The organism is Methylomonas paludis (assembly GCF_018734325.1).
GTDB classification, from domain to species: domain Bacteria; phylum Pseudomonadota; class Gammaproteobacteria; order Methylococcales; family Methylomonadaceae; genus Methylomonas; species Methylomonas paludis.
In genome coordinates this window covers 1,309,739-1,322,328 of sequence record NZ_CP073754.1, presented here as the reverse complement: position 1 = coordinate 1,322,328, position 12,590 = coordinate 1,309,739, and the positions used below count along the sequence as shown (strand labels likewise).

At 47.6% G+C, this 12,590-nt stretch carries 14 protein-coding genes; 7 read left to right on the top strand and 7 right to left on the bottom strand.

Annotation, left to right across the window (positions count from 1 at the left end; genetic code table 11):
* Positions 1–11: 11 nt before the first annotated feature.
* From KEF85_RS06060 to KEF85_RS06040, 5 genes are all read right to left on the bottom strand, one after another.
* Complete coding sequence (locus KEF85_RS06060) at positions 12–992, bottom strand: GIY-YIG nuclease family protein (RefSeq protein WP_215584051.1); 981 nt, start codon at positions 990–992, stop codon at positions 12–14.
* Positions 989–2,281, bottom strand: coding sequence for a restriction endonuclease subunit S (locus KEF85_RS06055; protein ID WP_215584050.1), 1,293 nt, complete (start codon positions 2,279–2,281; stop codon positions 989–991). Before KEF85_RS06055 ends, KEF85_RS06060 begins: the two co-directional genes overlap by 4 nt.
* A complete protein-coding gene (locus KEF85_RS06050; RefSeq protein WP_215584048.1) occupies positions 2,278–2,703 on the bottom strand; it encodes a type II toxin-antitoxin system VapC family toxin in 426 nt (141 codons plus the stop codon). Before KEF85_RS06050 ends, KEF85_RS06055 begins: the two co-directional genes overlap by 4 nt.
* Positions 2,691–2,918, bottom strand: a complete 228-nt coding sequence (locus KEF85_RS06045; protein WP_215584046.1) for a hypothetical protein — start codon at positions 2,916–2,918, stop codon at positions 2,691–2,693. The genes KEF85_RS06050 and KEF85_RS06045 overlap by 13 nt, the downstream gene beginning before the upstream one ends.
* A 95-nt stretch (positions 2,919–3,013) precedes the next feature.
* The gene (locus KEF85_RS06040; protein ID WP_215584044.1) at positions 3,014–4,942 is read right to left on the bottom strand and encodes a type I restriction-modification system subunit M; all 1,929 of its coding nucleotides are present in this window, start codon (positions 4,940–4,942) and stop codon (positions 3,014–3,016) included.
* An 872-nt stretch (positions 4,943–5,814) separates the two neighbouring features.
* Between KEF85_RS06040 and KEF85_RS06035 the strand changes: the two genes are divergently transcribed.
* The 3 genes from KEF85_RS06035 to KEF85_RS06025 all read left to right on the top strand — a co-directional run bounded on the left by KEF85_RS06035 (position 5,815) and on the right by KEF85_RS06025 (position 7,448).
* Positions 5,815–6,537 carry an IS5 family transposase gene (locus tag KEF85_RS06035; RefSeq protein ID WP_215584042.1) on the top strand — a complete coding sequence of 241 codons (723 nt, stop codon included), beginning with the start codon at positions 5,815–5,817 and terminating at the stop codon, positions 6,535–6,537.
* Between the two features lie 357 nt (positions 6,538–6,894).
* Entirely contained in the window at positions 6,895–7,140 is a 246-nt protein-coding gene (locus KEF85_RS06030) for a type II toxin-antitoxin system ParD family antitoxin (RefSeq protein ID WP_215584040.1), read from the top strand.
* Complete coding sequence (locus KEF85_RS06025) at positions 7,137–7,448, top strand: type II toxin-antitoxin system RelE/ParE family toxin (RefSeq protein ID WP_215584038.1); 312 nt, start codon at positions 7,137–7,139, stop codon at positions 7,446–7,448. The genes KEF85_RS06030 and KEF85_RS06025 overlap by 4 nt, the downstream gene beginning before the upstream one ends.
* Before the next feature lie 153 nt (positions 7,449–7,601).
* On the opposite strand, the gene KEF85_RS06020 is transcribed toward KEF85_RS06025, so the two are convergent.
* The gene (locus KEF85_RS06020; protein WP_215584031.1) at positions 7,602–7,892 is read right to left on the bottom strand and encodes a hypothetical protein; all 291 of its coding nucleotides are present in this window, start codon (positions 7,890–7,892) and stop codon (positions 7,602–7,604) included.
* 755 nt (positions 7,893–8,647) lie between these two features.
* Between KEF85_RS06020 and KEF85_RS06015 the strand changes: the two genes are divergently transcribed.
* Positions 8,648–8,896: a type II toxin-antitoxin system Phd/YefM family antitoxin gene (locus tag KEF85_RS06015; RefSeq protein WP_215584029.1), complete on the top strand. Its 249-nt coding sequence runs from the start codon at positions 8,648–8,650 to the stop codon at positions 8,894–8,896.
* Positions 8,893–9,279 carry a type II toxin-antitoxin system VapC family toxin gene (locus tag KEF85_RS06010; protein ID WP_215584019.1) on the top strand — a complete coding sequence of 129 codons (387 nt, stop codon included), beginning with the start codon at positions 8,893–8,895 and terminating at the stop codon, positions 9,277–9,279. The genes KEF85_RS06015 and KEF85_RS06010 overlap by 4 nt, the downstream gene beginning before the upstream one ends.
* Here the strand turns inward: KEF85_RS06010 and KEF85_RS17080 are convergent.
* Positions 9,276–9,479 carry a type II toxin-antitoxin system HicA family toxin gene (locus KEF85_RS17080; protein WP_425515595.1) on the bottom strand — a complete coding sequence of 68 codons (204 nt, stop codon included), beginning with the start codon at positions 9,477–9,479 and terminating at the stop codon, positions 9,276–9,278. The two genes, KEF85_RS06010 and KEF85_RS17080, sit on opposite strands and share 4 nt — an antisense overlap.
* Positions 9,480–9,825: 346 nt before the next feature.
* Here KEF85_RS17080 and KEF85_RS06000 point away from each other — a divergent pair, with 346 nt between their 5' ends.
* Both KEF85_RS06000 and KEF85_RS05995 read left to right on the top strand, forming a co-directional pair.
* The gene (locus tag KEF85_RS06000) at positions 9,826–10,191 is read left to right on the top strand and encodes a hypothetical protein (protein WP_215584015.1); all 366 of its coding nucleotides are present in this window, start codon (positions 9,826–9,828) and stop codon (positions 10,189–10,191) included.
* Positions 10,192–10,714: 523 nt separating this feature from the next.
* A complete protein-coding gene (locus tag KEF85_RS05995) occupies positions 10,715–12,586 on the top strand; it encodes an Ig domain-containing protein (RefSeq protein ID WP_215584013.1) in 1,872 nt (623 codons plus the stop codon).
* The last annotated feature ends 4 nt before the right edge of the window (positions 12,587–12,590 follow it).

The window sequence follows — 12,590 nt, the reverse complement described above, 5'->3', positions numbered from 1 at the left end:
GCTATCAGTGATTAATCGTCTGTCACTTCTAAATTAGTGACAATGGCATTTGTATTATTGACTGGTTGCTCATCGCCCAGTTGGCTCAACTGCTGATTCTGCCATTCGGCATAGCTTTGCGCGGTGTTTTCCACTATCCACACCTTTCGACCATTAGCGCTTCGCCCCGAAATTACCGCAGCAGCGGCGCTAGGGCTGGAAAATGCCTGATCGTCGGTAAACACCATCAGGCCATTGCCATCAGGCTGCAACACAGCATCCGCCAAAAGTTGATTGAATAATGGTCGGTAGCCGCCTTCTTCCAGACCCTTCCAAGCATCTCTGGCTTTAGAGCCTTTAAGCACAAAGAAAACGCCATCAACTTCCTGGGCTATGGCTTGCTCGTTATGCTTGGGTACTTGAGTAACAAATCGCGGTGACAGATTGACGGGTTGTTTGCTGACGGTAGTTGCCGAACTAGAAGGTTTATTCTGTTCGCGCAGAAAATCAAAGCCCACTACCGGCAACACGGTGCGTATCTGTTCCAGAAAAAACGCCATATCGGCAAGATCGGATTCCGGCAAACCACCGTAGTCATGTCCAGTACCATTGATCACCTTGCAATAGCCAAGCTGTTTGGTAATGCCAATCAAACGGCTTTCCAGATGTTTAACGTGAGATTTGGTGAGATTTTGATCTTTACTGGTCACCAAACAAGCTTTTTCCCAAAAATCCTTGCCGCCCTGTTCTTCAGGCCGGTTGTGTTCCTTTAGCCGTCTGGCCACATCGTCGGACTCGCCGATATAGACTAAGGAGCGAAGGCTATTGTCAGGATCGGGGCCAACCAGAAAATAAACGCCGGTGCGTCCGCATTCCGGGCGCTGTATCAATTCGGCCAGTTTGCTGCGCGGGCCAGTCAAAACATGCCCAGTCCAGTTCATGATTTCGGCGGTCAGCAAGCCATGCGGCGTACCGTCCACTAGAAACAAGCGGATGCTGCGGCCTTGGTTCATACCGCCTCCCGTAAATCAAGTTGGCCGGTGACGGCGGCGGTAATTAGGGCGCTGCGGCGTTCTTTGAGGAGTTCTATGCTGTGTTCGGTTTTGGAGATTAAGGTGTCAAGCCTATTTCGATTAGTTGAAAGCATTTTACAAATCGATAATTCTTCGTGAACTGGTGGTAAAGCAATTACCATATTTCCAATTTGCTCAAAGTTAAGCCCTTCGCGGCCAGCGCCATTTTGAGAAAAATCTATTTGCGCCTTTATAGCAGTGCTCAGAAAATACTCAGCCACCCAAACCGCTGTCACTTTGTCAATGATGCGAACAATACATACGTGCTGATTCACATTTGCTTGGCCTATGTTATCTGCAACCATGCAACTTCGACCAATTGAAGCCCCTGTGATATTTAGCAATATATCGCCTTGAAAAACACGGCTCCCTCGCATATCTTGATCAACCTCTTCGGTAATGTAAGCAACATCTTCTAATCGTATTCCATCGTCGTGAATGTTTTGACTCCTTAAAAAAATTACCCCAGAGTCTTGGTAAACTTCTGCCCCACCCGATGGGGTTTTGCCGCTACCAATATGTGTTGCCAGATATTTAATTTGCTTGATTTGCCAATGCTCCGGCACATCCCCCAGCCATTCCACTCTGGAATCCTTCATCTTCACATTCGGGTCAAGTCCCTTGGTGACGGCTTGAGTAATCAGCGCCTGCCGCTTCTCGCGCAGTAGTTCGATAAAGCGGGTTTTCTTGCTGACCAATGCATCGATGCGGGCTGTTTCGCTGTCTAACTTTTGGACAACTACCTTTTGTTCTTCTACAGAAGGAGTACAAAGAGGCATATCAGAGAAAAAATCCCAACTGACCCTAGGCATTTTTGCACCATAAGTCGAACCATCGACTGTTTTAATAAATTCGTTGGATAAAAATTGATACTGTGCAAAAGCGGGATACACAAATGAACCAGGTCGAATGACAAAGACGTCGCCTACAGCTTCACCAGATGAATTTGCTAAATAAACCTTTGCTAGATAGGGTCGCAATTTCCCAAACAAAATGTCACCAATTTTAAAAGCTATGCCATCGCCTTCAAACTCGGTGTCAGTTTGAATATAACGACCTGTCCAACTTTCAATATTTTCCAAAGCAATGGTTTGTGTACGATGTTCTGCTTTTTCGCTTATAAGTCGAAAGTTAAATTTTAAACGCCTTAATTCCCAATGCTCCGGCACCATCCCCAACCATTCCACCCCGGAATCCTTATACACAGGATAAGGCCGATAATGGCTCATGCTGAGGAGGGTGTAGAAAAAGGATTGAGGAGCCTAACCCCGCTACGCTCGACATCTCTCACATTACGGGTGACCAAAACCAGATCGTGCTCAAGCGCTGTTGCAGCAAGCAAACCATCAATAATCGGCAGGGCATCTGGTACATTATTGCGTCCCCAGCGTTCGGCAATGGCTATGGACACTGGCAGCAACCGCTCTGTCATCGCTGCCTGTACTGCTGACATACGCGCTTCTAGCCGGGTGGCTTGCTCAGGATCACGACGACGAAGACGCTCTATCCCTTGACGAATCTCTCCAACCACCAGCACCGACAAGAAAAGTTCATTACTGTTAGTATTGTTGTACCAGAGCAAAACGCCCGGATTTGCTTTCTGGCCTTTCTGCAATTCGGACAGAATATTGGTGTCGATTAAATATCCCATTCGACTGGTTCCCTGCCCGAATCGCGCGGACGCATCAAGTCCTCATCTGTCAGACCATCGGTGAGAGTCGCCAATAGCGTCTTAACATCCGAAACAGATTCAGGCGGACGGTCTTCGATGAGCAGCAGTACCCTGATGGGTACGCCATCTGGAACTGTTTCCGGTATTTTTATGCTATGTTGATAAGCGGTTGCTTCAAATTCTATGGCTTGCATCAATATGACTCCTTGTAGCTAAGTTTGCATAAAGGCTAAGATAAAACTCTCAACAGTGTCGAAAGTTTTTAATTTCCTACGATCAATAACCATTCTCACGCAGTCACCTCATTCAATAACGCGGCAATTTCAGCCTCCACCGCTTTCAAATCGGCGTCAATGTCCGCCAGCTGGCGCGGCGGCTGGTATTGGTAGAAGTAGCGGTTAAAATTGATTTCGTAACCGACTATGCCGATCTGGCCATCTTTGTCGTCACGCTTGCCGTCGTCTATCCAGGCATCTGGCACATGCGGCAGCACTTCGCGGGTGAAGTAGGTATGGATGTCCTGATTGAGCGGTACATTTTCGTTTTCACGCAAATCCGGATCGGCCAGCGGTTTGCCGTCTGTGTCCCTGACGATTTCCGCCTCGGGGCATTTGTTGCCGAAACAACTCAACACGGCTTTTTGCCCGGCTTTGCCCAGTTTTTTGACCTTGGCGGCTTTTAAAAAACCGGGCAAATCGTCGAAATGTTCGGTTTTTTCCAATAAAGCGGCGAAAGCTTCGCTTTGTTCCGCACCCTTGGTAGCGCGGTACAAAGCCAGATTTTCGGCGTTGACTGTAAAGCGCAAGCGTAATGGCCGTTCCACGGTAATACGGCGGTAGCCGAAGTCGGTAGTGTTGAATATTTTACTGGTCGGGGTATCGGCAAAGCCGTCATGCAGGCGGGCGATGTCGGCAATCTGTGCTTCCGACAGTAATTTGCGCTTGCTGCCCAATGATTTGCGCATAGCCGAATGCATAGCGGTGGCGTCAATTAACTGCACTTTGCCTTTGCGTTCGGCGGTTTTGTGGTTGCTGAGTATCCACACATAAGTACCGATGCCGGTGTTGTAGAACAAATCATTGGGCAGGGCGATAATGGCTTCCAGCAAGTCGTTTTCCAGTATCCAGCGGCGGATTTCCGATTCGCCGGAGCCCGCGCCGCCGTTGAACAGCGGCGAGCCGGACAGCACGATGCCGATCCGGCTGCCGCCTTGGGCGACCGGCTTGCGCTTGTGCAGCAAATGCAGCAGAAACAACAGCGAACCGTCGCCGACGCGCGGCAGACCGGGGCCGAAACGGCCGCCAAAGCCAAGTTGTTTGTGTTCGTCCTGCACGGCTTTTTGCACGTTCTCCCATTTCACCCCGAAAGGCGGATTGGCCAGACAATAATCGAACTGCTCATGCGGCAGCAGGTCGTTGGACAGGGTGTTACCAAGCTTGATGTTTTTGGTGTCATAGCCCTGGATCAGCTTATCGGCCACGGAAATGGCGTAAGTCTCCGGATTGAGTTCCTGGGCGTAGGGGATCAGCCGGGCGTTTGAATTCCATTCGTAGACTTGCTCGATGGCTGAAGACAGAAAACCGCCGGTACCGGCGGCGCAGTCATACACGGTGCGCACCACGCCTTCACCATTCAGTGCGTCGTGATCGCTGGCAAACACCAGCGTGGTGACCAGCCGCACCACGTCGCGCGGGGTAAAGTATTGTCCGGCGTCGTCGTTGGAAGATTCGGCGAATTTGCGGATCAGGTGTTCGAAGATCAGTCCCATTTCGTGGTTGCTGATCACATCTGGATGCAGGTCGATGGTGGCGAATTTCTGGGTAACCAGATACAAAAGATTGGCTTTTTCCAGTTTCTCCAGCCAGCGATCGAAGGCGAAATGCTCGAATACCTGACGGGCGTTGCCGGAGAATTTGGCGATATAGTCTTCCAGGTTGGCACGGGTGCTGGTTGAACCGACAGTTGCTAGGCTGAATTCAGAAATATTGTAGAAACTGGCTAGAGCGGTATTGGGCAATACCAGATCCAGATCGACCGGTGAGCCTTTTAACCCGGCAAATTGTTGTTGTACTTGCTTGCGAGTCGGCTCCAACACGCATTCCAACCGGCGCAACACGGTAAACGGCAGGATGATGCGACCGTATTCCGATGGTTTGAAAGCCCCTAATAACAAATCGGCTATGTTCCAAATGAAGGGGGCTAGGTTTTGTTGGTTCATGGTAGATTAAAGTCCTTAATAACCTTTATAGCGAATCACAGAGTTTTAGGTATATTTCAGGAAGCCAGTGCCCGTAAAAGTATTTGACCGGATCTTTCTCTAACCTGAAATATTTCATTAGATTATCCCGTATTTTGCCTGGATAACCCACCTGACTAAGGATTTTTTCAAATTCTTCAATGAAATCAAGCCCAATCTGGTTTGTTCTTTTGCATTCGTTCCAGCAAGTAGTGGTAGCCACATCCTTCTAGGATTTAGATGGCAATACTCTGTCTCTGAAGCATTTCTATTCAGTTTAATCCAGTCCAGAAAATATTCTCTGTTGCCAAGCTTAATTTGCCTGAAATTATTTTTGTCTATCTTGCAATAAATCGCAAATTAGCGATTTATTGCAAGCATGTCATCAAAAATTTCCAGGACAATTATTTCAATTCGATCCAGTAGCGTCGCATACAGTTTGTAGACAGTTTTTGAAGTGAGGACTCATTTATTTTCGATTTTTTTAACAATGTTGCAGCAAATTGCAAATTCGAAATTTGCTGCAACACAGTAGTAAATAACTTTATTGGAGAATAGGTACATGAGAAAGCATCTTGTTTTAAAACAATCAAAAATCGAGTGGATGTTTCCAGTAACACATTTTTAGCGTTTTTAACAGTTCAAAAGGGGCTGAATTTAGGCATCTAAAGCCGAAAAAAAGAATTTTTTTTATTGCACAGTTTTAGTTAACTCGAATATCACACTAATCTGTATCAAGGAGTACCTGAATGTCCAAACTACCGGAAACCGGTTTCCTACGCTTAGGGAACCTCTGATTAATTGCTCGTCTGCGATATAATATAACCATCAAAGTTGTTATCGAGAGAACGCCCATGGATCACTACCAACAGCTGAGTTTTGCCGATGCCGAATACGCCCATAAAGGCAAAGTCACCCGTCGCGAAAAGTTTCTCGATCAACTCAACGGATTATTACCCTGGCAGTCCATGATGGCGGTGATTGCCCCGCATTACGCGCTCGGCAAGGGTCGCGGTCAGAAAGCCTTTCCGCTGGAATCCATGCTGCGTGCGCATGTGGCGCAGATTGTTTACAACTATTCCGATCCAGGCCTGGAAGATGCGCTGTATGAGATTGAATCCCTGCGCCGATTTTGCGGTATCCGCCTAGCAAACATTCCCGATGAAAGCACGATTTTGCAGTTTCGGCATTTACTCGAAGCACACGGCTTAACCGAGCAAATCTTCATGGCTATCAATCAAACACTAGGTGAGCGTGGTTTGTTTTTAAAAGCGGGAACCATCGTCGATGCCAGCCTGATTGCCGCCCCGACCTCGACCAAAAATCAAAGCAAAACGCGTGACCCGGAAATGCATGCCAGTAAAAAGGGCAATCAATGGTTTTTCGGCAGCAAATTTCATATCGGTGTTGATCACGAAACCGGCTTGGTGCATACCCTCAAAGTCACCTCTGGACATGTCAGCGATATTGCCGAAGCCGCCGCAAACGCCGCCCGATTGACCTTCCTGGCAGCGATTGCCAATGTCATACGCGGGGATGCTTACGAACGTCGACGCCTGATTGCGTCTGAAATTTGAAAATAGGCCCAGAAACGGGCTTATTTTGGAGCGAATCCGGCTGTTTTTATACAAAAATGGCCAAATATTCAAATCTTTGATCAACTTTTCAAGTGGCTGATGCTGAAAATGTCAGTTTTTCAGAGGTTCCTTAAGTTGGCACGATGACCGGATTTGAATTCACTGTAGTTTTTGATTTTTAAATACTTATTTTTTAATATCTAAAAGTTGTAACGATAATTGGCATAAATTTGGGTTTTGCCTCAAATTAGAAAATCCATGACAACACCGCTTCTATTTCGACGAAACCTAAAACCATTGCAGCCACCTTATCAAATGTATTAATATTTAATACAACCACCAAATGAGGACACTGTTATGCCTAGAAATACCTCCGTCACACTGGGCGACCATTTTGATCGGTTCGTCTCTGACAAAATCAAAGAAGGCCGTTTTCAGTCTGTTAGTGAAATTGTTCGTGCCGGCTTGAGGAAACTTGAAGAGGATGATACCAAATTACAAGCATTAAGAATGCGCCTACAAGCCGGTGAAGATAGCCCAATTGTAAGTGATTTTGACGGCGAGGAATTTATTGCCGCAATGCATAAAAAATATATCAAATGACTACGCCGTACAAGATTCGCCAATATGCAGCCAACGATCTGGAGCAAATCTGGCAATATACTTTTCGGGAATGGGGTATAGATCAAGCGGATACCTACCTGCGTTCGATACTTGTCCGATTTTCATGGCTTTCACAAAACCCAAAGCTAGGCAAACAACGAAATGACATCAAAACTGGATACTATTGCTTCCCAGAAGGGAAACACCTAATTTTCTATACTATAGCTGAAAACAGTATTGATATTATTGGCGTTCCTCACCAAAGCATGGATATATCCGACTATTTTGAAAAAAATACTGAAAATTGATTGCCAGTCTATTCTTCCTGCCAAAGCGCCCATAACTTTAACCTGTAGTAAAGCCAATACAATCGCCGCTTACTAATGATCATTTCGGTATAAACCTATGAAAACTCAGTTCTACTGATAATTTTGGTTTTTTAACAAAGACTGCTTTTAAACTTAGCTTCCTGTTTTCAAGGCTGTATGCAGTTCGTTCAGGTAGCCGTGTTTGTTCGACTCGAATCGTTCAATACCAATCTTGTCGACTCCTGCCGCTCCTTTATTCTTACTGACCCTTTGGTAGGCCGCTTCCAGCACTTCCGGTCGGTTTATCTTGTCATACAAGCTAAACCATTTGCCGCCTTGGACACCGTTTGCCAGTGCCGCCAACATGCGCTCCGTCCAAACACGCGTTTCTACCCAACCCCAATTCAGGGGCTTGGTTTCTGCATTCTGTTTAGTTGTTTCCAACACTGCAATGCTCCTTTCGGTACGCTATTTGTGCTTCAATCATCTACTTTCCTACCTTCCTTCCCTAGCATGGGTTATGTTGTCCCATGCGTCATCACTGTTTCTGGTTTTAGGTTCTGGAGGGGCTTCCTCTTTCTCGTTACCCAGTTTCCTAGGTTTGCTGACCCTGAGCAGTTTCACAGCTTACGGTACTATGAAGGCTCTGACTCCTGCCGGTGTTCTCTCGCACCCGCAGGTATCCCTGTTTATCTCGCATAAACTTCCGACCATTCCATCTCCAACCACTTGATGCGCCCACATATCGTTTTTTTTCTTTCCGCGCCACGTCAACGTAGGTGATAATTTTCAGGCTTCGCAGTACCCAGGCGTGCTCGCCGCAACATCCCGCCGAATCGAGTTCGTCTCCTACGGACTGGTCTTTCATCTCCAGTTGCTCTCCACCCCACCTCGCGATGACGCAGTTACTTTTGATTACGGAGTTATGGCATTCTCCGACATGGACTTTCACCATGCTGTTTATGCGCCTTCACAGGCGCACCTGGGTGTCGCTTTGCTCTACCCAGCCTACGGCCCTACTTTAAGTTGTGTGTCCGGTTTAGTGTAACCACATCATTAAAAAAATTTATAAACATTCATTTTCGAATTAACAAAGCAGCCGTTCGCATAGTTTTAGTGTCAATTTTGAGCCAAAAAATAGATGCATGCTTGATTTTCAGCCTTAGCCAGACTAGACTAATATATTTATGGAGAGCGTAATGCAAACTGTTAATATGTTACAAGCCAAGTCCTCCCTTTCTCGTTTAGTAGAAGCCATTGAGCTAGGGCAAGAGAGTGAAATCGTAATTGCCCGGAATGGTCGCCCGGTTGCCAAACTTGTGCCACTGGAGACTATCGAGATCGGAATGCGGATTGGCGTCGCAAAAGGCTTGTTTGTAGTTCCTGACAACATAGATGCTCATAACGAAGAAGTGGCTCTGTTGTTCCTGGGGGAGAAGCAAGCTTGAATCTGCTTTTGGATACGCACGTTGCACTATGGGCCATCACAGATAGTCCAAAATTATCGCAAAAGGCGCGTCACTTGATAGCCTCGCCTAAAACGACTGTTTGGGTAAGCGCGGCAAATGTTTGGGAAATTGCTATCAAGCATTCCTTAGGTCGCGGCGACATGCCGGTTTCCGGTCAAGATGCGTTGCGCTATTTTCAGGAATCAGGGTATCGGTTCCTTGCCGTCTCGGCTGAACATGCCGTAGCCATTGAAGAACTGCCTTTGCATCACCAAGATCCGTTCGATCGCATGCTTGTGGCTCAGGCAATCGTAGAGCCGATGCGTTTAATGACTCACGACCCATTAGTGGCACATTATAGCGACACCATTATCAAGATTTAAAATGCAGGATGAGTGACTAATCCTCGCTTAACTCCAATAATGGTTAAAAAATCCCGAGCCTGCTCAACCTGATAAGGCTTGGCTTGTTTGGCCGGATGAGGGCGATGAAATGCTACCAAACTGCCCTGGTAGGCAAAGCGGACTCGCGAACTTCGACCTTCAATAACTTGGCAGCCCAGCGCCATCAATAATGCCTCGATTTTCGCTCATTCCAGACTTGCTGAGGTCGGCTTGGCATAGATGGCCTGTAATGTTTTAGTATGTTTTGAGTTGATAAACAAATGCTATCATAAAATGATACCAAGAATAGCCACCACTATCGGTTTAATGTGTCATTATTTCCAAACCCGATTTTCCCGGTATCCATACCGTATTTCAAACATACCGTATAAATTCTATTTAATCCCCCAAAATTCATCAGGGTTTAATGAACCTATCCCAAACCTGGCAGTCTACTTAACAGCAGACCCGGTATTACCGTGCCTGCCCAAAAATCACGACTGTCAGTAACAGCCGGACATAACAATAATTTTGAGGAAACCTGCCATGAAAACCCTAACTAAAGTTATATTGATCACCGCATTAAGCGCCCTTAGCGGCCAGAGTTATGCTCAGCAACCATCCGAACACGGCATGGGGATGGGCAGTATGATGGGTGGTATGCAACACGATGCCGACCCGGCCAAAATGACCGAACACCTGAAGAAAATGCAGGCGCACATGCTGCAGATGCATGATTTATCCAACAAAATTCTGGCGGAAACCGACCCGAAAAAACAGCAGGCCCTGAAAGATCAGCAATTGGAAATCATGAAAGCGCATCACATGGAGATGATGGCTAAACATCAGCAAAAAGCCGGTCAAGAAGTCGATCATTCTCAGCATAACAAGCTGAACAACGTGACCAAGTAAGCTATTATTGATGACCGGTCACACCTGCCACCCAATACCGGCATAATCACCAATCAAGCTCGGCAGTCCGCCTGCCGGGCTTTAGCCAGTGGCAACTTGCTAAACTGGCCAGAATAAGCCATGTTTTCACCCTACGCTCGCTGAAAATCTTGGAAGCGGAACGTAAGTGGAGCGAAGATTTTTAGTCCCCGATAGGCGTAGCGCCGGGCGGGTTTTCGAAGCGAAGCGGAGAAAACCTGCAAGGCATCGCGAAACGCCGTCAAGTCACTTGGAGCCGAAGTTCCGACCCCTTGTTGGGTCGGAACGAGGTGAGGAGGACGAATCGGGGCCGCCGGAGGCATTAGCGGTCGCGTAATTTTTGCCGCTTGTTGGGGCTGGGATGCCCCTAAACAAGCTTTCGCAAAAATAGCGACTCACTGACTGCCCGGCCAACCCGATAATTGACGGCTAGCCTATGTTACCAGTCACCCAATTGCCTCTTACTAAGTTATACTTGCAATATTAAGATGTTAAGGGCATACACTTGAACAAAATCCGCCTCCTCTCCAACAATAAACTCCGGATACTGACTGCTTTTGTAACTGTAATCTGCTTATCAGGATTTCTAGCCCAAGGCTATGCCAACCCGAGACCTATTTACGAAAGCCGCTATGACCATTATAGAACCGGCGCGAATCTGCAGGAAACCATCCTTAACACCTCTAATGTTAACCATGCTGATTTTGGCTTGCTGTTTACCATGCCGGTTAACGGTTTGGTGTTTGCCCAACCCCTTTATGTACCCAACCTGACGGTTAACCATTATGTGCACAATGTCATTTTTACCGTAAGCTCCGGCGGCGGTATCTATGCTTATGATGCCGACAGCAGCGGCCCGCCGCTCTGGTTTAGATCGCTGAATACCGAAACCAAACAGGACCGCTATCCAAATTGGGTTATATTCAGCGTACCGGTCATAGACCCTAACACCAATACTATGTATGTCGTGGCTAACAACTTTAGCACCCTAAAGCGGGAAGCCGCGCTTTACGCCATCGACATCAGCACCGGTCAGGACAAATTCGGCAGCCCGGTGACATTGACCGGATCGTATACAGCGGCCGGAAAAACCGTTAATTTTGTCCCGACCAATCTTAACCAGCGCGCCGGACTGGCGCTGGCCAATGGTCAAATCATTATTGCTTTCAGTTTGCTCAATGAGGACAGCGGCGGCGGCAATGGCTTTGTGATGTCTTATGATGCTAGAACCCTGAAACAAACCGGCGCATTCGCCCCTATTGTCACCGCCAGCCGCGGTGGCGGCATCTGGCAATCAGGCCGTGCACCGATGGTTGATGACAATGGCTTTGTCTATTTGTTTGTCGGTAATTCCTGGAGCAGCAAAACCAATAATGCTTACGACGGCATCAGTAACTTTACCGAGAGTCTATTAAAATTTGACACCCATCAGCATCTGAAACTGGTTGACTGGTTTACCCCGGCCAACTGGTTACACCTCGACAAGTGGGATATGGATATGGCCAGTTCCGGACCACTTCTGATACCCGGCACCTCGCTGGTGGCCGGCGGCGGTAAATACGGTAATTATTATTTATGGCACAAGGATAATCTGGGCAAACTGGTAAAAAATGACAAACAGGTAGTGCAGGTGTTCAATACTGGGAAAGGCGGCACCGGCCAAACCAGGGCAATCTTCAGCGGACTGGTCTATTGGCAACGCAGTGCCGCACAGGGCGGCAGCCTGCTGTTTGATATGCCCACCAATTCGACAGCCAAAGCCTATGCTTTTGATGGCCAAACAATCAACCCTAGAGCTGTTTCTCTATCCAGCGCTGTTTCAGACGCCATCGTCGGCGGTGCCTTGTCATTATCCGCCAACGGCGGACAATCCGGCACAGGTATCGTCTGGGCAGCCTCAAGAATATCTGCAAGTAATAATCAAGGTGTGATCCGGGCTTTGGATGCCGAAAACCTGAAAAATGAACTTTGGAGCTCCCAACACTACCTATCCGATAAATTCGGCAATTACGATGTCTGGAATATACCGGTCGTCACCAACGGCAAAGTGTATGCGCCTACCTTGTCCCGACAGATTACCGTGTACGGCCTGTTTGCCTCACAGGACAATCCACCGCCCAGTCTTCTGGTGCCTGGCAAACAGACCACCGTTGTGGGCACGCCTGTCAATCTCAGCCTATCAGCCAGGGATGCCCAAGGCGACACCTTAAGCTTTAGCGCCACCAATCTCCCGGATGGTTTAAGCATCAACCCTAAAACCGGCCTGATCGCCGGGACTCCCACGACAGCCGAGACCCAAACCGTTAACCTATCCGTCAGCGATAATTTTAACCCACCCAGAATCGCTCACTTTGTCTGGCTTATCACCGCTCCGTAATCCA

Excerpts from the sequence above, each read along its gene's own strand:
- KEF85_RS06060 (WP_215584051.1), bottom strand. The coding sequence starts at position 992 with ATGAACCAAGGCCGCAGCATCCGCTTGTTTCTAGTGGACGGTACGCCG.
- KEF85_RS06055 (WP_215584050.1), bottom strand. The coding sequence starts at position 2,281 with ATGAGCCATTATCGGCCTTATCCTGTGTATAAGGATTCCGGGGTGGAA.
- KEF85_RS06050 (WP_215584048.1), bottom strand. The coding sequence starts at position 2,703 with ATGGGATATTTAATCGACACCAATATTCTGTCCGAATTGCAGAAAGGC.
- KEF85_RS06045 (WP_215584046.1), bottom strand. The coding sequence starts at position 2,918 with ATGCAAGCCATAGAATTTGAAGCAACCGCTTATCAACATAGCATAAAA.
- KEF85_RS06040 (WP_215584044.1), bottom strand. The coding sequence starts at position 4,942 with ATGAACCAACAAAACCTAGCCCCCTTCATTTGGAACATAGCCGATTTG.
- KEF85_RS06035 (WP_215584042.1), top strand. The coding sequence starts at position 5,815 with ATGGATCACTACCAACAGCTGAGTTTTGCCGATGCCGAATACGCCCAT.
- KEF85_RS06030 (WP_215584040.1), top strand. The coding sequence starts at position 6,895 with ATGCCTAGAAATACCTCCGTCACACTGGGCGACCATTTTGATCGGTTC.
- KEF85_RS06025 (WP_215584038.1), top strand. The coding sequence starts at position 7,137 with ATGACTACGCCGTACAAGATTCGCCAATATGCAGCCAACGATCTGGAG.
- KEF85_RS06015 (WP_215584029.1), top strand. The coding sequence starts at position 8,648 with ATGCAAACTGTTAATATGTTACAAGCCAAGTCCTCCCTTTCTCGTTTA.
- KEF85_RS06000 (WP_215584015.1), top strand. The coding sequence starts at position 9,826 with ATGAAAACCCTAACTAAAGTTATATTGATCACCGCATTAAGCGCCCTT.